Origin of the sequence: Aeromonas sp. 6P (assembly GCF_051919525.1) — a bacterium.
GTDB classification, from domain to species: Bacteria; Pseudomonadota; Gammaproteobacteria; order Enterobacterales; family Aeromonadaceae; genus Aeromonas; species Aeromonas veronii.
Map to the genome: position 1 here is coordinate 707,501 of NZ_JBQBEO010000002.1, position 18,544 is coordinate 726,044.

General features: G+C 59.6%; 15 protein-coding genes, 2 rRNA genes and 1 riboswitch (1 of these 18 only partly in view). Of the genes, 9 read left to right on the forward strand and 8 right to left on the reverse strand.

Annotation, left to right across the window (positions count from 1 at the left end):
* The 5 genes from ACTG2J_RS03495 to ACTG2J_RS03515 form a co-directional block, all read left to right on the forward strand.
* Positions 1–943: ribosomal RNA gene (locus tag ACTG2J_RS03495) — 23S ribosomal RNA — on the forward strand; it begins 1,947 nt to the left of the window's first position.
* A 120-nt stretch (positions 944–1,063) separates the two neighbouring features.
* A 5S ribosomal RNA gene (rrf, locus tag ACTG2J_RS03500) occupies positions 1,064–1,178 on the forward strand.
* 344 nt (positions 1,179–1,522) lie between these two features.
* A complete protein-coding gene (locus ACTG2J_RS03505) occupies positions 1,523–3,670 on the forward strand; it encodes an adenosylcobalamin-dependent ribonucleoside-diphosphate reductase (RefSeq protein WP_439997197.1) in 2,148 nt (715 codons plus the stop codon).
* A 10-nt stretch (positions 3,671–3,680) separates the two neighbouring features.
* On the forward strand, positions 3,681–4,364 hold the full coding sequence (locus tag ACTG2J_RS03510) for a TSCPD domain-containing protein (protein WP_439997199.1): 684 nt from the start codon (positions 3,681–3,683) through the stop codon (positions 4,362–4,364).
* A gap of 220 nt (positions 4,365–4,584) precedes the next feature.
* Entirely contained in the window at positions 4,585–5,955 is a 1,371-nt protein-coding gene (locus tag ACTG2J_RS03515) for a PhoH family protein (protein ID WP_042059809.1), read from the forward strand.
* Positions 5,956–6,037: 82 nt separating this feature from the next.
* Here ACTG2J_RS03515 and thiQ read toward each other — a convergent pair whose 3' ends face one another.
* Genes thiQ through thiB form a run of 3 tightly spaced genes read right to left on the reverse strand, consistent with a single transcriptional unit; the run spans position 6,038 to position 9,316 of the window.
* Positions 6,038–6,733, reverse strand: a complete 696-nt coding sequence (gene thiQ, locus ACTG2J_RS03520) for a thiamine ABC transporter ATP-binding protein (RefSeq protein WP_439997201.1) — start codon at positions 6,731–6,733, stop codon at positions 6,038–6,040.
* The gene (gene thiP / locus ACTG2J_RS03525) at positions 6,720–8,339 is read right to left on the reverse strand and encodes a thiamine/thiamine pyrophosphate ABC transporter permease (RefSeq protein WP_439997898.1); all 1,620 of its coding nucleotides are present in this window, start codon (positions 8,337–8,339) and stop codon (positions 6,720–6,722) included. The genes thiQ and thiP overlap by 14 nt, the downstream gene beginning before the upstream one ends.
* Positions 8,336–9,316, reverse strand: a complete 981-nt coding sequence (gene thiB, locus ACTG2J_RS03530) for a thiamine ABC transporter substrate binding subunit (RefSeq protein WP_439997202.1) — start codon at positions 9,314–9,316, stop codon at positions 8,336–8,338. The genes thiP and thiB overlap by 4 nt, the downstream gene beginning before the upstream one ends.
* A gap of 60 nt (positions 9,317–9,376) precedes the next feature.
* Positions 9,377–9,467, reverse strand: a riboswitch (TPP riboswitch).
* An 89-nt stretch (positions 9,468–9,556) separates the two neighbouring features.
* On the opposite strand from thiB, the gene ACTG2J_RS03535 reads away from it, so the two are divergent.
* Entirely contained in the window at positions 9,557–9,847 is a 291-nt protein-coding gene (locus tag ACTG2J_RS03535; RefSeq protein ID WP_005339160.1) for a PilZ domain-containing protein, read from the forward strand.
* Between the two features lie 30 nt (positions 9,848–9,877).
* On the opposite strand, the gene ACTG2J_RS03540 is transcribed toward ACTG2J_RS03535, so the two are convergent.
* The 5 genes from ACTG2J_RS03540 to leuA all read right to left on the reverse strand — a co-directional run bounded on the left by ACTG2J_RS03540 (position 9,878) and on the right by leuA (position 15,748).
* Complete coding sequence (locus ACTG2J_RS03540) at positions 9,878–10,807, reverse strand: transglutaminase domain-containing protein (protein WP_439997899.1); 930 nt, start codon at positions 10,805–10,807, stop codon at positions 9,878–9,880.
* A 117-nt stretch (positions 10,808–10,924) separates the two neighbouring features.
* The gene (gene leuD / locus ACTG2J_RS03545) at positions 10,925–11,524 is read right to left on the reverse strand and encodes a 3-isopropylmalate dehydratase small subunit (protein ID WP_064338755.1); all 600 of its coding nucleotides are present in this window, start codon (positions 11,522–11,524) and stop codon (positions 10,925–10,927) included.
* 12 nt (positions 11,525–11,536) lie between these two features.
* Complete coding sequence (gene leuC, locus ACTG2J_RS03550) at positions 11,537–12,934, reverse strand: 3-isopropylmalate dehydratase large subunit (RefSeq protein WP_164537670.1); 1,398 nt, start codon at positions 12,932–12,934, stop codon at positions 11,537–11,539.
* Between the two features lie 33 nt (positions 12,935–12,967).
* Positions 12,968–14,053, reverse strand: coding sequence for a 3-isopropylmalate dehydrogenase (gene leuB / locus ACTG2J_RS03555; protein ID WP_204380211.1), 1,086 nt, complete (start codon positions 14,051–14,053; stop codon positions 12,968–12,970).
* Positions 14,054–14,185: 132 nt separating this feature from the next.
* Positions 14,186–15,748 carry a 2-isopropylmalate synthase gene (gene leuA / locus ACTG2J_RS03560; protein ID WP_005341192.1) on the reverse strand — a complete coding sequence of 521 codons (1,563 nt, stop codon included), beginning with the start codon at positions 15,746–15,748 and terminating at the stop codon, positions 14,186–14,188.
* Positions 15,749–16,156: 408 nt separating this feature from the next.
* On the opposite strand from leuA, the gene ACTG2J_RS03565 reads away from it, so the two are divergent.
* The 3 genes from ACTG2J_RS03565 to ACTG2J_RS03575 all read left to right on the forward strand — a co-directional run bounded on the left by ACTG2J_RS03565 (position 16,157) and on the right by ACTG2J_RS03575 (position 18,513).
* A complete protein-coding gene (locus tag ACTG2J_RS03565; protein ID WP_005349170.1) occupies positions 16,157–16,777 on the forward strand; it encodes a TetR/AcrR family transcriptional regulator in 621 nt (206 codons plus the stop codon).
* Between the two features lie 126 nt (positions 16,778–16,903).
* Entirely contained in the window at positions 16,904–17,407 is a 504-nt protein-coding gene (locus ACTG2J_RS03570) for a phosphatase PAP2 family protein (RefSeq protein ID WP_005339149.1), read from the forward strand.
* Positions 17,404–18,513, forward strand: a complete 1,110-nt coding sequence (locus tag ACTG2J_RS03575; RefSeq protein ID WP_088870111.1) for an MJ1255/VC2487 family glycosyltransferase — start codon at positions 17,404–17,406, stop codon at positions 18,511–18,513. The genes ACTG2J_RS03570 and ACTG2J_RS03575 overlap by 4 nt, the downstream gene beginning before the upstream one ends.
* Positions 18,514–18,544: the final 31 nt, after the last annotated feature.

Below are 18,544 nucleotides of genomic sequence, written 5' to 3' on the forward strand. Positions count from 1 at the left end.
TGCACGAATGGTGTAACCATGGCCATGCTGTCTCCACCCGAGACTCAGTGAAATCGAATTCGCCGTGAAGATGCGGTGTACCCGCGGCTAGACGGAAAGACCCCGTGAACCTTTACTACAGCTTGGCACTGAACATTGAACCTACATGTGTAGGATAGGTGGGAGGCTTTGAAGGCGTGACGCCAGTTGCGCTGGAGCCGTCCTTGAAATACCACCCTTGTATGTTTGATGTTCTAACGCAGGCCCATGAATCTGGGCCGCGGACAGTGCCTGGTGGGTAGTTTGACTGGGGCGGTCTCCTCCCAAAGAGTAACGGAGGAGCACGAAGGTTGGCTAATCCTGGTCGGACATCAGGAGGTTAGTGCAATGGCATAAGCCAGCTTAACTGCGAGACGGACAGGTCGAGCAGGTACGAAAGTAGGTCATAGTGATCCGGTGGTTCTGAATGGAAGGGCCATCGCTCAACGGATAAAAGGTACTCCGGGGATAACAGGCTGATACCGCCCAAGAGTTCATATCGACGGCGGTGTTTGGCACCTCGATGTCGGCTCATCACATCCTGGGGCTGAAGTCGGTCCCAAGGGTATGGCTGTTCGCCATTTAAAGTGGTACGCGAGCTGGGTTCAGAACGTCGTGAGACAGTTCGGTCCCTATCTGCCGTGGGCGTTGGATGATTGAAGGGAGTTGCTCCTAGTACGAGAGGACCGGAGTGAACGAACCTCTGGTGTTCGGGTTGTCACGCCAGTGGCACTGCCCGGTAGCTAAGTTCGGAATCGATAACCGCTGAAAGCATCTAAGCGGGAAGCGAGCCCTGAGATAAGTCATCCCTGACCCCTTGAGGGTCCTAAAGGGCCGTTGGAGACCACAACGTTGATAGGTGGGGTGTGTAAGCGCGGCGACGTGTTGAGCTAACCCATACTAATTACCCGTGAGGCTTAACCATACAACACCCAAGAAGTGTTCTAAGGCTTGTAGCAAATAGAACGAAATACTCAAATTCAGTGATAGTGACAAGCCAAGCGCAACATCACTACTCACGTCAGCTTTCTAGATTAAGAATTTGCCTGGCGGCCATAGCGCCGTGGAACCACCTGATCCCATGCCGAACTCAGAAGTGAAACGCGGTAGCGCCGATGGTAGTGTGGCATTCGCCATGCGAGAGTAGGACACTGCCAGGCACCAATACAAGAAACCCCGCTCATCGAGCGGGGTTTTTTATTGGCTGAAATTCAGTAAGTCGCCTGATAATTGACCTGATTTATCCCATTCCTATGTACCTCTCTATGTCAATGTCCGTTGTTGCCTGCTCGATTTGCTCATGCATACTAAATCTCTCAGAAAATTAATCAGTTAAGTGCCTCGGCCCAGAAATCTGCTGGCCGGGGCATTTTTTTAGGTTAGAATCGGCGCCCTCATGGCATCAGGTGTACTATATGTTGTGCCATTAATTTTGGATGGTGCCATAAGTTGTGTTTTCTGCTGTTGTCATGATGTTGATGCATTCATATAAGGTTGATTGAAAATGGCTAAATCGAACCCGGTGCTGGAGAGTGAGCTTGGCTCCCGCCTTATCCCCATGCAGGAAACGTCCCTCGAGATCTGGGATAGCAAGTATCGCCTCAAGAGCAAGGATGGTACTCCCATCGACAGCTCTATCGATGAGACCTACCAGCGGGTAGCCCGTGCGTTGGCAGAGCAGGAGCTGGAGCCTGAGGCCTGGTATGAGCCGTTCCTGTGGGCGCTGCGCAATGGTGCCATTCCGGCGGGCCGCATCACCTCCAATGCCGGGGCGTTTGAGCACAAGCCTGCCACTTCAACCATCAACTGTACTGTTTCTGGCACCATCGAAGATTCGATGGACGATATCCTCGGCAAGGTGCACGAGGCTGGTCTGACCCTGAAAGCCGGTTGCGGTATCGGCTATGACTTCTCGACCCTGCGCCCGCGCGGTGCCTTTGTCTCCGGTGCCGGTGCTTACACCTCCGGCCCGCTCTCCTTTATGGATATCTATGACAAGATGTGTTTCACCGTCTCGTCAGCCGGTGGCCGTCGCGGCGCCCAGATGGGCACCATGGATATCCGCCATCCCGATGTGATCGAGTTTATTCAGGCCAAGCGTGAAGATGGCCGCCTGCGTCAGTTCAACCTCTCCCTGCTCATCACCGAAGATTTCGTCAAGGCGGTGAAAGAGGATGCCCCTTGGTCGCTGATCTTCCCCTACACCGCCAAAGAGGTGGAGCAGGATGGCATTGCGCTGGACGATCCCGCTCAGGTGCTATGGGCCGACTGGCCCAACAAGGAAGGGGTTGTATTCAACGAGCTGGGGCAGGTCGCCTGCAAGGTCTACAAGACCCTGCCTGCACGCAAGCTCTGGAACGTTATCATGACCTCCACCTATGACTATGCTGAGCCCGGCTTCATCCTGATCGACAAGGTCAACCAGATGAACAACAACTGGTTCTGTGAAGAGATCCGCGCGACCAACCCCTGTGGCGAGCAGCCGTTGCCGCCCTACGGTGCCTGTCTGCTGGGCTCGGTCAATCTGACCAAGTTTGTGCGCGACCCGTTTACTGAAAACGCGGCGTTCGATTGGCAGGCGTTTCGCAAGGTGGTGGCCATCTTCACCCGCATGCTCGACAACGTGGTGGAGATAAACCAACTGCCGCTGGCCAAACAGCGCGAGGAGATTAAAGCCAAGCGCCGTCACGGCATGGGTTTCCTGGGGCTTGGTTCGACCCTCACCATGCTGCAGATCAAGTACGGTTCTGCCGCGTCCGTCGCTTTTACCGAGCAGGTATCCCAGGAGCTGGCGATGACCGGCTGGCAGGAGTCCCTGCGTCTGGCCAAGGAGAAAGGCTCTGCCCCCATCATGGAGCAGGAGTTTGAAGTGACTGGCAAGATGCTGCGTCTGCGCCCGGAAATGGCGGCTGATGGCATCAAGGTGGGTGACAAGGTGAAGGGCAAGGTGCTGCATGCGCGTTATAGCCGCTATATGCAGCAGGTTGCCGAAGTGGATCCTGCGCTGGTCGCCGAGCTGGCCGAAGTGGGTGGGCGTTTCACTCACCACAGCAGTATTGCGCCCACCGGCACCATCTCGCTGTCACTGGCCAACAACGCCAGCAACGGCATCGAGCCGAGCTTTGCTCACCACTACAGCCGCAACGTCATCAAGCCGGGCAAGAAGAGCAAGGAGAGCGTCGACGTCTACTCCTTCGAGCTGCTGGCCTATCGCGAGTTGGTGAATCCGGCCGCCATGCCCTATGCCGATGATGAGGCGAGCCGTCTGCCGGAATATTTCATTACTGCTGACGACATCAGCCCGGCGCAGCATGTGGATATTCAGGCTGCAGCCCAGCGCTGGATTGACTCCTCCATCTCCAAGACTGCCAACGTGCCGACCGATTTCCCGTTCGAGCAGTTCAAGGACATCTACATGTATGCCTCGGACTCCGGTCTCAAGGGGTGCACCACCTTCCGCTTCAATCCGGAGGCCTTCCAGGGCGTGCTGGTGAAGGAGAAGGATCTGGAGAACACCCTCTATGAGTTTACTCTGGAGGATGGCTCCGTCATCTCCGTCAAGGGGAACGAAGAGATCGAATACGATGGTGAGCTGCACACTGCCGCCAACCTCTACGACGCCTTGAAAGAAGGCTATTACGGTAAATTCTGAGAACGACATTATGGTCAAGAAGATCGACAAGAAAATCGTCGCCTACAAGGTGCGTACCAAGGATCAGCCGCAAGAAGATCTCTCTGCGCAGGATGACGTGGTGCACATGCACGAAACCGTGCTGCGCCCGGAGCGGCTGATGGGTACCACCTACAAGCTGAAGACGCCGGAACATGTCTCCGAGCACTCGCTGTTCATCACCATCAACGACATCATTCTCAACGAGGGCACGGTGCACGAAACTCGCCGTCCGTTCGAGATCTTCATCAACTCCAAGAGTCTGGAGCACTACCAGTGGATCGTGGCGCTGACCCGCATCATCTCGGCGGTATTCCGCAAGGGTGGGGATGTCACCTTCCTGGTCGAGGAGCTGCGTTCAGTATTCGATCCCAAGGGCGGCTACTGGAACAAGGGCAAGTATGTGCCGTCGCTGATCGCCGAAATTGGCAACGTGATCGAGAGCCATCTCACCGAGATAGGCATGCTCAAGGCGCCGGGGCTGGACGAGCATCAGCAGGCATTTCTGGCCGAGAAGCAGGCCGAGTTGAAAGCCGCTCAGGAGGCTGAAGAGCAGCAGGCGAGCAGTGGTTTTCCGGCCAATGCCGCGCTCTGCTACAAGTGCCACACCAAGGCGCTGGTGCTGAAGGATGGCTGCATGACCTGCCTCAACTGCGGCGACTCCAAGTGCGGCTGACAGACATGCCCAAGTAGTTGAACGATAGAAAAAAGACCGGCCATAGCGTCGGTCTTTTTATTGCTGTTTTTATGCTCAATCAAATCAGGCGGCCAAGTGATTTGTTGCGCGATAGTAAAATCGGGCGTAGCGTTGAGGGTAATAAAACTGTCACGGCCGTGTGGTTTCAATGACATCTGAGATTCACACACGTGGCCCTTCAGTGCCAAGGAGGATGCTTATGGACAATACGGACCGAAAGCTGTTTATCCTGGATACCAACGTTCTGCTTCACGAACCCCTCGCTATCTACTCCTTCAAAGAGCACGACGTGCTGATCCCCATGACGGTGCTGGAAGAGCTCGATAACATCAAGGATCGCAACAAGGATGTCAGCCGCGACGCGCGGGTGGCCATTCGTGCGCTGGAAGATGTGTTCCGCGATGCAACCCCGGATCAGATCACCCAGGGCGTGCCGCTGGCTGGCGAAGCGAGCGGCAATATCTGCATCTTCAGCGATCACCATCTGCCGCAGGATGCCGAGGTGTTTACCGACAAGGAGGCCGACAACCGCATCATCAACGCGGCCCTCTATCTGCAAAAGCATGAGTTGAAGCGTCAGGTGGTGCTGGTCACCAAAGACATCAACATGCGCCTCAAGGCCAAGGGGGCCGGGCTGGCTCACGTTGAAGATTACCGTAGCGACCAGCTGATCGACGATATCCGCCTGCTGGCCAAAGGCTTTCAGGTGGTGCCCGGCAGCTTCTGGGAGCGGGTTGGCGAGTGCGAGAGCGAGACCCATGGCCGCGACACCATCCATGTGATTGATGCCAACCTGCTGGAGGGGGTTCACGTAAACCAGTATCTGGTGGATGAAGAGAATTTCTTTGCCGCCCGGGTGCTCAGCCACGATGGCCAGAAGATCCGCATCAAGGATCTGGGCCGTGAGCGGCTGATGTCCCGCAAGGCGTGGGGCGTCCATCCCAAGAATGTCTATCAGGGGATGGCGCTGGATGCACTGCTCGATCCGCACATCGATCTGGTGATCCTGACCGGCCCGGCGGGTTGCGGCAAAACCTTGCTGGCAATGGCGGCGGCCTTGGAGCTGGTGATTGAGAAGGGCATTTACGAGAAGGTGATCGTCACCCGTAATACCCCGGAAATTGCCGAAAGCATCGGCTTCCTGCCCGGCACCGAAGAGGAGAAGATGATGCCCTGGCTGGCGGCGGTGACCGACACCCTGGAGGTGCTGCACAAGCAGGACGAGAACATGAGCGGCTCGCTCAGCTACATCATGGAGAAGGCCAATATCCAGTTCAAATCGGTCAACTTTATGCGCGGGCGCAGCATCCAGAACACCTTCGTACTGCTGGATGAGTGCCAGAACCTGACCGCGTCCCAGATCAAGACCATCATCACCCGCTGCGGCGAGGGTACCAAGATCGTCTGCTCCGGTAACCTGGCCCAGATCGACTCCAACTATCTGAGCCCTGTGACCTCGGGTCTCACCTACATCGTCGAGCGTTTCAAGGATTTTGACGGCAGTGCCAACATCTTCCTCAATGGCGTGGTGCGCAGCCGACTGGCTTCGTTCGCCGAGGAAAATCTCTGATTTAGCTGACTATCTTCATATGAAAAAGGGAAGCCACTTGGCTTCCCTTTTTTGATCCCGTCACCAGTTCAGTGTCCTTGGGTCACTGTCCAAGGTAGCGCAGCAGCCCCGGGTGGTCGCTGTTTTGCAGAATATCCGGCTTGCCTTGCAGGGCGATGCGCCCCTCGTCGACAAAGAGCACCTGATCGGCAATCAGCTGAGCATCTTCCGGATTGTGGGAGACCATCAGTACGGTAATGCCCTGTTCGCAGGCGAGGCGCGCCACTTCGGCCAGCATCTCCCGGCGCAGGGCGGGATCGAGGGCAGAGAAGGGCTGATCCAGCAGCAGCAGCGGTTTGCCGCGCACCAGCGCGCGAGCCAGCCCGACTCGCTGCTGCTGGCCGCCGGAGAGCTGCTCCGGCAGGCGGTTTAACATCTCGCCAAGGCCAACCCGCTCGGCTGCATCGATCACCTGTGCCCGCTGGGCGGCACTCAGGCGCAGACCCGGGTGCAAGCCGATGGCGATATTGTCGAACACCGACAGGTGGAGGAACAGGTTGTGATCCTGAAACAGGGTGGTGACTGGTCGCTCGGCCGGGCCCAGCGGCAGCAGATCTTCGCCATCGAAGCTGAGGCGGCCCGACTCCACCTGCACGAATCCGGCGATCATCCCGAGCAGGGTCGATTTACCTGCGCCGCTTGGGCCGATCAGTGCGGTGATCTCTCCCTTGGGCAGGGTCGCGCTGAAGCTGACGCGCCAGTCGGGGTAGCTGGTTACCAGCGTATCAATGTTCAGCATGTTTTCCTCCAAGCCCCCGTTCCACCAGCCAGAACAGGGAGAAACAGAGCGTCAGCAGCAGCAGAGCGGTGGCTGCAGCCTCGGTCAATCGGTAGCTGCCGAGCTGCTGGTAGAGCAGCCAGGGCAGGGTGGTGAGCTCCTGACTGCCAAACATGGCGATGGCGCCGAGATCCCCCAGCGAGAGGATCATCGACAGCGCCATCGCCAGTGCCAGCGGGCGGCGCAGCAGTGGCCACTCCACCAGCCGCAGGCGATGCAGGCCACGTACCCCCAGGCTATCCGCCAGCCGGTCATACTGACGCACCACCAGCTGCATGGGGGCGGAGAGGGTGCGCAGCACGTAGGGTAGCGCCATCAGGGCGTTGACCAGCACCACCAGCCAGGGGCCGAGTGCGAATACATCGGCAAAGGGCATAAACAGGATGAAGAGACCGGTAGAGAGCACCACCGCCGGGATCATCAGAATCATCGAGCCGCTTGCCTCCCACAGGGCGGCAGCCCGCCGCTGGCGGGTGCGCACCTTTAGGTGACGGCTGGTGAGCAGCAGGCCGCTGCCGAGCAGGGTCGCCAGGGTGCCTGCCGCCAGCGCAATCAGCAGCGACTGACCGCTCGCCTGCCACAGCTTGCTGGACGTGAGCGCCGTCAGCAGGCCGGGGTGAAGGCCCGCCACCACGATGGCCAGCAGCGGTGGCAGAAAGATGGCGAGCCCGATACCGAGCGAGAGCAGATCCACCACGGCCGTGCCTGGCTGATGGCGATCTGGCCGCAGACAGGGACGACGAGGCGTCACCCGACTGGCCGGGGTAGTCTGCAGCTTGTGCTGCAGGAGCAGCAGGGTGGCGGTCAGGATCAGCTGCACCAGCGCCAATCCGCCCGCGGTGGCGAGATCGAAATCAAAGCGCAGCGCCTGATAGACAGCCACCTCCAGAGTGGTCGATTTCGGCCCGCCCCCCAGCGCCAGTACGGTAGTGAAGCTGGTGAAGCAGAGCATAAAGATGAGGCTGGCCAGCCCCGGCAATATGCCGCGGATCAGCGGCCACTCCAGCAGCCGGAAGATATGGGATGAGCGCATGCCGAGCTGGCTGGCGAGGCGCCAGCTCGATTCGGGGATGCTCTCTATGCTCTGCAGCATCAGGCGGGCCGCCAGCGGCATGTTGAAGAAGACGTGGGCCAGCAGGATACCGAACAGGCCGTAGAGATAATTGCCGGGATCCAGCCCCAATGAGCGCAACAGTTGCGGCAGCCACCCCTGTTTGCCGTGTACCGCTACTATGCCGAAGATGGCGATGATGACCGGCAGCACCAGCGAGAGACCGAACATCTTGATCAGCAGGGTTCGGCCAACGAAACGGCGCCGCGCCAGCGCGCGGGCCACCGGAATGGCCAGCCCGAGACTGAGCAGGGTGGAGAGTAGTGCCTGTCCCAGACTGAAGCCCAGCACATGACGCAGATAAGAGTCTGCGAGCAGGGGGCGGGGGGCCAGCGAACCGGCCTGCCACAACAGGGCCGCGAGCGGCCCGAGGGATAACAGCAGGATCAACAGGGTGGCTGCACTGCCCGGCAACCACCAGAGGGGACGAGCCTGTGGTTTCAGATAACGGCTCACTGGGTGACGGCTTGCAGCCACTCGCGGATCCACCCTTTGCGATTGGCGGCCACCTCATCGCTGCTGAAGGCGAGCGGCTTGGCTACGGTGATCATCTGCTCGAAGCCCTTGGGCAGCGGCGTGTCGATAACGGGATACATCCAGTTGCCGGTCGGGATTTCCTGCTGGAAGGCGGGGCTCACCATAAATTGCAGGAACTGGTCAGCCAGCTTCCCCTGTTTGGCTCTCTTCAGCTTGGCGGCCACTTCTACCTGGCGGTAGTGACCCTCCTCGAAGGCGGCAGCCTGATACTGGGGCTTGTTCTCGGCAATCAGGTGATAGGCCGGAGAGGTGGTGTAGGAGAGCACCATGTCCGCTTCGCCATCGAGGAACATGCCATAGGCCTCTGACCACCCCTTGGTGACGGTGACCGTTTTCTTGGCCAGCTTGGCCCAGGCGGCAGGCGCCTTGTCGCCATAAACAGACTTCATCCACAGCATCAGCCCCTGCCCCGGGGTGGAGGTGCGGGGATCCTGATAGATCACTTTGAGGTCGGGACGCTCCACCAGATCTTTCAGGCTCTTGGGCGGCTGCTTGAGTTTGTCTTTGTCATAGACGAAGGCGAAGTAGCCGTAGTCGTAGGGGACGAAGGTGTCATCCTGCCAGCCACCCGGCACCTTGATGCCATCCAGCTTGGCGGGATGGGGGGCGAACAGGCCGCTCTGCTTGGCTTCGCTGATGAGGGCATCGTCGAGCCCCAGCACCAGATCGGCCTTGCTGTGGTTGCCCTCCAGCCGCAGCCGGTTGAGGATGGCTACCCCATCTTCGAGGGGAACCAGATTGAGGGTGCAGCCGCACTCTTTCTCGAAGGCCTGTTTGATCTTGGGTCCCGGACCCCACTCGGCAGTGAAAGAGCTGTAGGTGTAGACGGTGAGGGTGTCGGCGGCGAACACATTGGCCGACAGCAGGCCGGTGGTGACCAGCAGCAGGGTCTTCATGGGTGGCACTCCCTATTACTTGTTAATAACGAGGTGCCAGCGGGTGAGGGCGCAAAAAATGAGCGCCATGCCTCAAATTCCTCCGCCAGCATTATCTGGATCAGGTACACGGGTATAATCTCAGCGGTAAACCGCACCCCGTTTGAGAAACGAACCGCATTGTATTAACGTTCTTTTGGGTAGACCAGCACAATTGTGCAATACCCATGAGATGACGCCCACCCAACAGAGGATGTTCGCGTGCTTACCAATACCAAGGAAAGGCGTGCCTTTGCGCGCATGGTCATCAATGCTCCGGTCACCGTCTATCAGCAGCAGCTGGTGCTGGAGGGGATCTGCCGGGATCTCAGTGCCAACGGCATGGGGATTGCGGTCTCTGAACACCAGCTCGACATCAATCAGCCCATCCGGATCAGTCTTGCCACCAACAACAATCTGTTGCCTCCCTTTGAAGCCCATGCCCGTATTATCCGGGTGCTGGAGGAGGAGAGCGGGTTGTTGCTGGCGGTAGAGTTTCTGCCTCAGGGTTAATCCTCTCTCCCCATCGGCAGAGGGAGGGGATTACCCTTTTTCCTGAACCGGCTGCACACTCAACTGCTTGCTATCGACCAGCGTTTTGCTGGTCGATGCTATTTGGCCCACAGGCAAGGTGGCGGGGCCGGTGGGTTCGAGCAGCAGGTAGTTCTGTCCTTGCCAGTTGAGGGTCACATCCCCCGGCTTGGCGGGCAGGTCAACGGCCAGCAGCGCATGGCCGGGGACGAACACCATGGCCTGTTTCAGCTCGGGAAAGAGCTGGGCCAGCATGGCGGCCATCAGGGTTACCTTGCTGTCGCAATCACCCCGGTTCTGCTCCAGCACCTGACGGGGTGGGAGAAAGCCTTTGCCCTGCCTTCCGTTCAGGCTATCGAGTTGCTGATAGGGGATGCTCTGGATAAAGGTGAGCATATGGGCCACGGTCTTCTGGCGAGCTTCCGTTTCTGTGCTGCCCTGCTGCTTGAGTTGATCCGCCAGCGGAGCCAGCCCGCTGCGACTCTCCAGCGCGATGCGCACATGATCCTGCTTCACTGCCAGCTGCCCGTCAGGGGGGGTGAAGTACTGGAAGTAGTGTTTGGTCAGCCACGCCTGCTCCTCTTTGCTCCGCTTGGACTGCAGAAAGGCCATCGCCTCGCGCGCCTTGTCCTGATTGCGGCTTTTCAGATGCAGCTCCAGCGAGGGACGGGCGAGGGTGAACTGCACCTCGGGGTAGTTCTGGCGCACCTCCCGCAGCAACACCTGCAACACCTCCTCCTGCATTCTCGCCGGACGATAGGCGATGAGGGGCGGCAACTTGCCCTGTTCGAGCCGGTAGGTGAGCTGTTGGGGTTTGCCTTCGCTATCTTGCCAGCCGACGCTGATCTGGCCGAGGCTGTTGTTGAAGCTGGTTTGGCTGGCACCCGCAGGCAGGGCAAGCAGCAGGGCACAGAGCAGAGGAATTGCCGTCGGTCTCTTCATCATCCTTTCCTGTGGCACGGGCCAGTTCCGGTGGCCCAAAGTGGGAAGTATCGCGGACAGTAAAACAGGGAGCCGAAGCTCCCTGTTGATTCTACTCGTTTTTTTGCAACTGGCGCGTTAAATCCAGCTCGGCTGCTTCGCCTCAAAAGCGCTGATGGCGGCCTCGTGCTGCAGGGTCAGACCGATGGCATCCAAGCCGTTGAGCAGACAGTAACGGCGGAATTCATCGATCTCGAAACCGAAGCAGAGGCTACCTGCACGTACCTGATTGGCCTCCAGATCCACCTCGATCTCGATGCCTGGTTTGGCGGCCACCAGCTGGAACAGGGTATCGACCTCCTTCTCCTTCAGGCGCACCGGCACCATGCCATTGTTGATGGCGTTGCCGTAGAAAATGTCGGCAAAGCTCGGGGCTATGATGGTCTTGAAGCCGTAGTCGGCCAGCGCCCAGGGGGCGTGCTCGCGACTAGACCCGCAGCCGAAGTTCTCGCGGGCCAGCAGAATGCTGGCACCGGCGAATTGCGGCTGGTTCAGTACAAACTCGGGGTTTGGCTGCTGGCCGGCATCGTCCAGAAAGCGCCAGTCGTGGAACAGGTGCTTGCCAAAACCAATGCGGTTTACTTTTTGCAAAAACTGTTTGGGAATGATGGCGTCGGTGTCGACGTTGGCGCTGTCGAGTGGGACGACGATCCCTTTATGCTGTTTGAATCCTGTCATCGAAATGTCCTCTTACAGTGCGCGAATATCGGCGAAGCGGCCGGTGACGGCGGCAGCGGCGGCCATGGCCGGGCTCACCAGATGGGTGCGGCCGGCGCGGCCCTGACGCCCTTCGAAGTTGCGGTTGCTGGTGGAGGCGCAGCGCTCTCCCGGTTGCAGCCGGTCGTTGTTCATTGCCAGACACATGGAGCAGCCGGGCAGGCGCCACTCAAAACCGGCCTCGATGAAGATCTTGTCCAGACCCTCGGCTTCGGCCTGCGCCTTCACCTGCTCGGAACCCGGCACCACCAGCGCCTGCACGCCAGCGGCTACCTTGCGACCGCGAGCGATGGCGGCGGCGGCGCGCAGATCCTCGATGCGGCTGTTGGTGCACGACCCGATAAATACTTTGTCGATGGCAACGTCGGAGAGCTTCTGACCCGGTTGCAAGTCCATATAGGCGAGCGCCTTGCGGGCTGACTGCTGCTCCATCAGATCGCTGAAGGATTCCGGCGCCGGAATGGGTTCATTAACGGCAATCACCTGCCCCGGGTTGGTACCCCAAGTGACCTGCGGGGCGATATCAGCGGCGTCCAGCACCACCTCGGCATCGAAACGGGCACCTTCATCGCTCTTGAGGCTCTGCCAGTAAGCGATGGCCTGCTCCAGCGCCTCGCCTTTGGGGGCGAACTCCTTGCCGCGAATGTAGTCGATGGTGGTCTGGTCGGGGGCAATCATCCCCGCCTTGGCGCCGAGCTCGATGGCCATGTTGCACACCGTCATCCGCCCTTCCATGGAGAGGCTCGCAATGGCCTCGCCAGCAAACTCCACCACGTAGCCGGTACCACCGGCGTGGCCGACCTTGCCGATAATGGCCAGCACCACGTCCTTGGCACTGATGCCTGCGGCCAGTTTGCCGTTGACCGAAATGCGCATGGTCTTGGCCCGGCCCTGTTTCAGGGTCTGGGTCGCCATCACATGTTCTACCTCGGAGGTGCCGATGCCGAACGCCAGCGAGCCGAAGGCGCCGTGGGTGGCAGTGTGGGAGTCGCCGCAGACGATGGTGGTGCCGGGCAGGGTAATGCCGAGCTCGGGGCCCATCACGTGGACGATCCCCTGATATTTGTGGTTGAGATCGTAGAGGCGAACCCCGAACTCTTTGCAGTTGTCGGCCAGCGTCTCCATCTGGATGCGGGCCATCTCGCCGGAGGCGGCGATGTCCTTGGTGGTGGTGGAGACATTGTGATCCATGGTGGCCCAGGTCAGATCCGGGCGGCGCAGCTGGCGATTCATGGCGCGCAGGCCGTCGAATGCCTGCGGGCTGGTCACTTCATGCACCAGATGGCGGTCGATGTAGATGAGGGGGGTCTCCCCTTCCACTTCCCGTACCACGTGGGCGTCGAATACTTTCTGATAGAGGGTCTTGGCCATTGCTTCTCTCTTCCTTGTTCTCTGTTATGCGGCTCAGATCCGGGCGGCGATCTGGCTACCCATCTCGGACGTGCTCTGCACCGGATGGCGGGCGCTGGCCTGATGCAGGTCGGCGGTGAAGTAACCCTCGGCCAGGGTCTGGGCCACGGCCTGCTCGATGGCTTGAGCTGCGGCTTCCTGGCCCAGGCTGTAGCGCAGCATCAGGGCGGCGGAGAGGATCTGGGCAATGGGATTCGCAATACCCTTGCCGGCGATATCCGGGGCCGAACCACCGGCCGGTTCGAACAGGCCGAAACCCGATTCGTTGAGGCTGGCAGAGGGGAGCAGGCCCATGGAGCCGGTGATCATGGCGCACTCGTCGGAGAGGATGTCACCGAACAGGTTGGAGCAGAGCAGCACGTCGAACTGGGACGGATCCTTGATGAGCTGCATGGTGGCGTTGTCGATATACATATGGCTCAGCGCCACATCCGGATAGGACTTGGCGACTTGCGTCACCACCTCGCGCCACAGGATGGAGGAGGCGAGCACGTTGGCCTTGTCGATGGAGGTGACCTTGCCACGGCGCACACGCGCCGACTCAAAGGCAATCTTGGCGATGCGCTCAATTTCGAAGCGATGGTACACCTCGGTGTCGAACGCCTTCTCGTTCGCCCCTTCTCCCTCGCGCCCCTTGGGCTGGCCGAAGTAGATGCCACCGGTCAGCTCGCGCACACAGGCGATGTCAAAACCGCGATCGGAGATGTCGGCTCGCAGCGGGGAGAACTGTTCCAGACCGGTATAGATACGGGCCGGACGCAGGTTGCAGAACAGCTTGAAGTGGGCGCGCAGGGGCAGCAGGGCGCCACGTTCCGGCTGATCGTTGGGGGGCAGATGTTCCCATTTCGGGCCGCCCACCGAGCCAAACAGCACGGCATCGGCCGCTTCACAACCTTTGATCGTGCTTTGCGGCAGCGGGGTGCCGTGGTTGTCGATGGCGATGCCGCCCACGTCATGGCGATCATACTCGAAGGCGAGGCCGAACCTGGCCTGCACCTTCTCCAGCACCTTGACGGCCTCGGCCATCACTTCTGGGCCAATGCCGTCACCCGGCAATACTGCGATCCGATAACTGCTCATACACTCTCCATCCTGATATTGTCTTTGAGATCCCTCTGCCCGTTTTTCCCAACGCTGCGCGCGGTTCCCGGTTCAGACGTTCCCCGTCCTGATGTTGTCATTCCATGCCGTCTGTTTGGTTCCGAGCCCTGTTCAGACGGTTTCTGATTTGATGCTGTTATTGCGTTCCATCTGCTCGGCCACCTGATCGGCGCGCCAGATGCTGTTGATCACATGGAGCAGGGCGTGGGCCGAGGATTCGATGATGTCGGTGGCCAGCCCCATGCCGTGGAATTTGCGCCCCTTGTACTCGGCGACGATATCGACCTGACCGAGGGCATCTTCCCCTTCGCCCTTGCTCTTGAGGGCATATTTGTCGATGCGGATCTCATAGCCGGTGATGCGGTTGATGCACTGGTAGACCGCATCCACTGGGCCATTGCCGGTGGCCGCTTCACAGATCAGATCCTGTCCTACCTTCAATTTGACCGAGGCGGTGGCGAGTACCGAGCTGCCGCTTTGTACCCCGAGATACTCCAGCTTGAAGTGCTCCGGCTCCTCGTGGATCTGGCTGAAGAAGGCCAGCGCTTCGAGGTCGTAGTCGAATACCTGCCCCTTCTTGTCGGCCAGGGTCAGGAACTTGCCGTAGAGGTGGTCGAGGTCGTAGCTGCTCTCGGCGTAGCCCATGGACTCCATCCGGTGCTTGATGACGTGACGGCCGGAGCGGGAGGTCATGTTGAGGTTGTTCTGGGTCAGGCCAATGCTCTCGGGAGTGATGATTTCGTAGGTATTTTTCGCCTTGAGCACCCCATCCTGATGGATGCCGGAGCTATGGGAGAAAGCGTTGGCCCCGACGATCGCCTTGTTGGGCTGCACCGGCATGTTGCACAGCTGGCTGACCAGCGTGCTGGTGCGATGAATTTCGTTGTGGCGGATATTGGTTTGCACCCCGAGCAGGTCGGCGCGGGTTTTGAGGATCATCGCCACCTCTTCCAGCGAGCAGTTGCCCGCCCGTTCGCCGATGCCGTTGATGGTGCACTCGATCTGGCGGGCCCCCATCTGCACCGCGCCGATGGAGTTGGCCACCGAGAGCCCCAGATCATCGTGGCAGTGGACCGAGATGATCGCCTTGTCGATGTTGGGGACCCGGTTGAACAGGGTGTGGATGATGCCGGAGAACTCTGTCGGCACCGTGTAGCCCACGGTATCGGGGATATTGATGGTACGGGCCCCCGCCTTGATGGCGGCCTCCACCATGCGGCAGAGGTTATCGATGGGGGTGCGGCCTGCATCCTCGCAGGAGAACTCCACATCATCGGTGTAGCGCAGCGCGTGCTTGATGGCGCCGACCCCCATCTCCAGCACATCCTCGAAGCTCTTTTTCAGCTTGCTCTCCACATGGATGGAGGAGGTGGAGATAAAGGTGTGGATGCGAAACGCCTCGGCGACCCGCAAGGCTTCACCGGCGGCATCGATATCTTTTGGCAGGGCGCGGGCGAGGGCGCAGACCCGGCTGTTCTTGATGTGGCGGGCTATGGTCTGCACCGATTGAAAATCGCCGGGAGAGGAGACCGGGAAGCCCACCTCCATGACGTCGACACCGAGCCGCTCCAGCGCCTGGGCGATCTGCAGCTTCTCCTTGACTGTCAAACTGGCCGCCAGGGCCTGCTCACCATCACGCAAGGTGGTGTCGAATATGATGACCCGATCTGACATGTGACTTCCCTCTTCCTAAGTTCGGTAACGTGCATCCTGCGGCGGCATAAAAAAACCCGTGCAGGGTGCACGGGTTTTTGTAAATTCCGGCTATGCCTTAGCCCGGCTACAAGGATCCCGCGCGAGTTAACGCGATTAGGGAGATTAGTAGTAGCGGGGTGGCGATACGCATGACGTTGTTATTCCTTCCAGTCGATAACGCTTTTACCAATATCGAGATTTTTATGCTGTGTCAACACGGAAGGTCAGGGGCAATCTGCTGACGTATTTAATCGGATTGTAAAGGATTGCAAATTTCCTTGTCCCATATTCGGCCCATGACCGATTATCTGGTCATTCCTGCTGTGCTCTATTCTCTGCACAACCAGATCGACTTATCAGCATTGGCTGAATTATCTGAGGTGTTAAATGGAAAAACGTAGACCTGGTCGTCCGGTCGGACGTTCTGACATTCGTGACAAGTTGCTTGCTGCCGCCCGTGAGCGTTTTCTCAATACTCCCTATAGCAAGGTGACTACACGCGAAATCGCGGAGCTTGCTGGCTCCAATCTGGCAATGATCCACTACTACTTCGGCAGTAAAGAGGGTCTTTACAAAGCGGTGTTGGGCGATGTCGCCGAGCCCCTCGACCATGCCTGGCAAGATGAACACAGCAATCACAGCCTCAACGAGCTGCTCAACACCTACTATCAGGTGATGGCGCCCAACAGCGAGCTGACCTCTGCCATCTCCAGCGCATTGTCGACCGAGAAGAGCCCGGGCCGGGATTTTGTGCTGAACCGCCTGCTGGAACGCCAGCTGCCGCAGTTCGATGCCCTGCTGGAAACCATGAAGTCCAACGGCGAGCTGGGTGACAACCTGGATCCCGACATGCTGAAGATCTCCTTCCTCAGCATGATGTGGCAGCCATTCGTGATGAAAGATCTCTACGAGCAGGTGTTTGGCCTGAAAGTGGATGAGCACTTCATGGCCCGTCTGGCGGACCACAACTGCCGTCTGATGGAGACCGGTCTGCGCGGCAGCCACTGATTTTGCCGCAACATCGAGATTAAAAAGGGCCATTCGGCCCTTTTTTCATAAATCTGTTATCCCTTGTTCAACGTAACGTCATCCCGCTTTCTTACTCTGCAAGCAGAATTCAGGGAAGGAGGGGATATGAACAAGATCCAGCAATGGGACCTGCAGGTGTGCCGGGTCTGCCTGCTTCACGGCTACAACCGGCAGCAGGCGAGGGTGAGTCGTCTCATTTCCCGCACCGGCGATGGCCCGCTTTACGCCGTGCTGGCCGCCCTGCTCTGGTGGCAGGGGGAGGCAGAGCGGGAGCTGGTACGACTGGCGCTGCTCGCCTTCGCCATCGAATTGCCCCTCTATCTGTTGCTGAAAAACAGCCTGAAACGGCAACGGCCGGTCGGCTTGCCGGTCTTTATCACTCCTTCCGATCGTTACAGTCTCCCCTCCGGCCACACCGCCGCCGCTTTTCTGATGGCCACCATACTGGCCACCGGCTTTCCGCTCTGGGCGCCCCTGCTGTTTGGCTGGGCTGCGCTGGTGGGGGCATCCCGGTTGTTGCTCGGGGTACACTACCTGAGCGATCTGGTAGCCGGTGCCCTGCTGGGTGGCGGTTGCGCCGTGCTGGCGCTCGGCTGGAGCCACTCATGAGGATACTGTTTGGGGTGCAAGGCACCGGCAACGGTCATATCAGTCGCAGTCGCACTTTGGCGCGGGCGCTGCGCACGGCAGGGGTCGAGGTGGATTATCTCTTTAGCGGCCGCCCCGCCGACCGCTATTTCGACATGGAGGAGTTTGGCGCCTACCGCGCCTTTCCAGGCCTCACTTTTGTCAGTCACGAGGGGCGAGTTTCTCCGTGGCGCACCCTGCAAGCCGCATCGCCGCTCACCTTCTGGCGGGATCTGCGGGCTCTCGATTGCAGCGAATACGATCTGGTGGTGAGCGATTTTGAGCCGTTGACCGCCCACGCCGCCCGCCGCTATGGCAAGCCGAGCCTCACCGTCAGCCATCAGGCCAGCTTCAACTGGCCCATCCCGCGCTGGGGGGAGGATGGGGTCAGCCGCCAGCTGATGCGCCACTTTGCTCCTGTGGATCAGCCGCTCGGGCTGCACTGGTTTCACTTCGGTCACCCCTTGCTGCCGCCGGTGATCGACCCTATCGCCGCCGCGCCGGATAACGGCGAGATCCTGGTCTATCTGCCGTTCGAGCAGACCGAGGCGATCGCCGCCCTGTTGTCGCGCTTTGGTCAGCAACGCTTCGTCTGCTTTCATCCCGCCATTCGCACCTCGAGCCAATGGCGCAACCTGCGCTTCGAGCCGCCGTCACGGCACGGGTTTATCGCCGTACTGGCCGGTTGTCGCGGCGTCATCTCCAACGCGGGTTTCGAGCTGGCTTCCGAGGCGCTCACCCTCGGCAAGAAGCTGCTGGTTAAACCCCTCGGCGGCCAGTTCGAGCAGCTGACCAATGGCAAGACCCTCGAGATGATGGGGCTGGCGACCCTGATGGATGTGCTCGATGCCAATCTGGTGCGTACCTGGCTCGACAGCGCCTCGCCGGGGGCGGTTTGCTACCCCGATGTAGCGGGGGAGCTGGCCCGCTGGCTGGCGGCGGGAGCTGACGAGAGCGTGGCCTCTCTGTCGCGCCGGCTCTGGGCGCGCACCCTGTTTCCGGAGGAGGTGAGTGATCGCCTGAGCGAGCTTGATGGCGGCGACTGTTTATCCAGTTGCTGGTTATCGCAAGTGAGCGTTGTTGACTAGACTGAAAGGCGATCCCACCAAGGAGAGGATG

Excerpts from the sequence above, each read along its gene's own strand:
- ACTG2J_RS03505 (WP_439997197.1), top strand. The coding sequence starts at position 1,523 with ATGGCTAAATCGAACCCGGTGCTGGAGAGTGAGCTTGGCTCCCGCCTT.
- ACTG2J_RS03510 (WP_439997199.1), top strand. The coding sequence starts at position 3,681 with ATGGTCAAGAAGATCGACAAGAAAATCGTCGCCTACAAGGTGCGTACC.
- ACTG2J_RS03515 (WP_042059809.1), top strand. The coding sequence starts at position 4,585 with ATGGACAATACGGACCGAAAGCTGTTTATCCTGGATACCAACGTTCTG.
- thiQ (WP_439997201.1), bottom strand. The coding sequence starts at position 6,733 with ATGCTGAACATTGATACGCTGGTAACCAGCTACCCCGACTGGCGCGTC.
- thiB (WP_439997202.1), bottom strand. The coding sequence starts at position 9,316 with ATGAAGACCCTGCTGCTGGTCACCACCGGCCTGCTGTCGGCCAATGTG.
- ACTG2J_RS03540 (WP_439997899.1), bottom strand. The coding sequence starts at position 10,807 with ATGAAGAGACCGACGGCAATTCCTCTGCTCTGTGCCCTGCTGCTTGCC.
- leuD (WP_064338755.1), bottom strand. The coding sequence starts at position 11,524 with ATGACAGGATTCAAACAGCATAAAGGGATCGTCGTCCCACTCGACAGC.
- leuC (WP_164537670.1), bottom strand. The coding sequence starts at position 12,934 with ATGGCCAAGACCCTCTATCAGAAAGTATTCGACGCCCACGTGGTACGG.
- leuB (WP_204380211.1), bottom strand. The coding sequence starts at position 14,053 with ATGAGCAGTTATCGGATCGCAGTATTGCCGGGTGACGGCATTGGCCCA.
- leuA (WP_005341192.1), bottom strand. The coding sequence starts at position 15,748 with ATGTCAGATCGGGTCATCATATTCGACACCACCTTGCGTGATGGTGAG.
- ACTG2J_RS03565 (WP_005349170.1), top strand. The coding sequence starts at position 16,157 with ATGGAAAAACGTAGACCTGGTCGTCCGGTCGGACGTTCTGACATTCGT.
- ACTG2J_RS03570 (WP_005339149.1), top strand. The coding sequence starts at position 16,904 with ATGAACAAGATCCAGCAATGGGACCTGCAGGTGTGCCGGGTCTGCCTG.
- ACTG2J_RS03575 (WP_088870111.1), top strand. The coding sequence starts at position 17,404 with ATGAGGATACTGTTTGGGGTGCAAGGCACCGGCAACGGTCATATCAGT.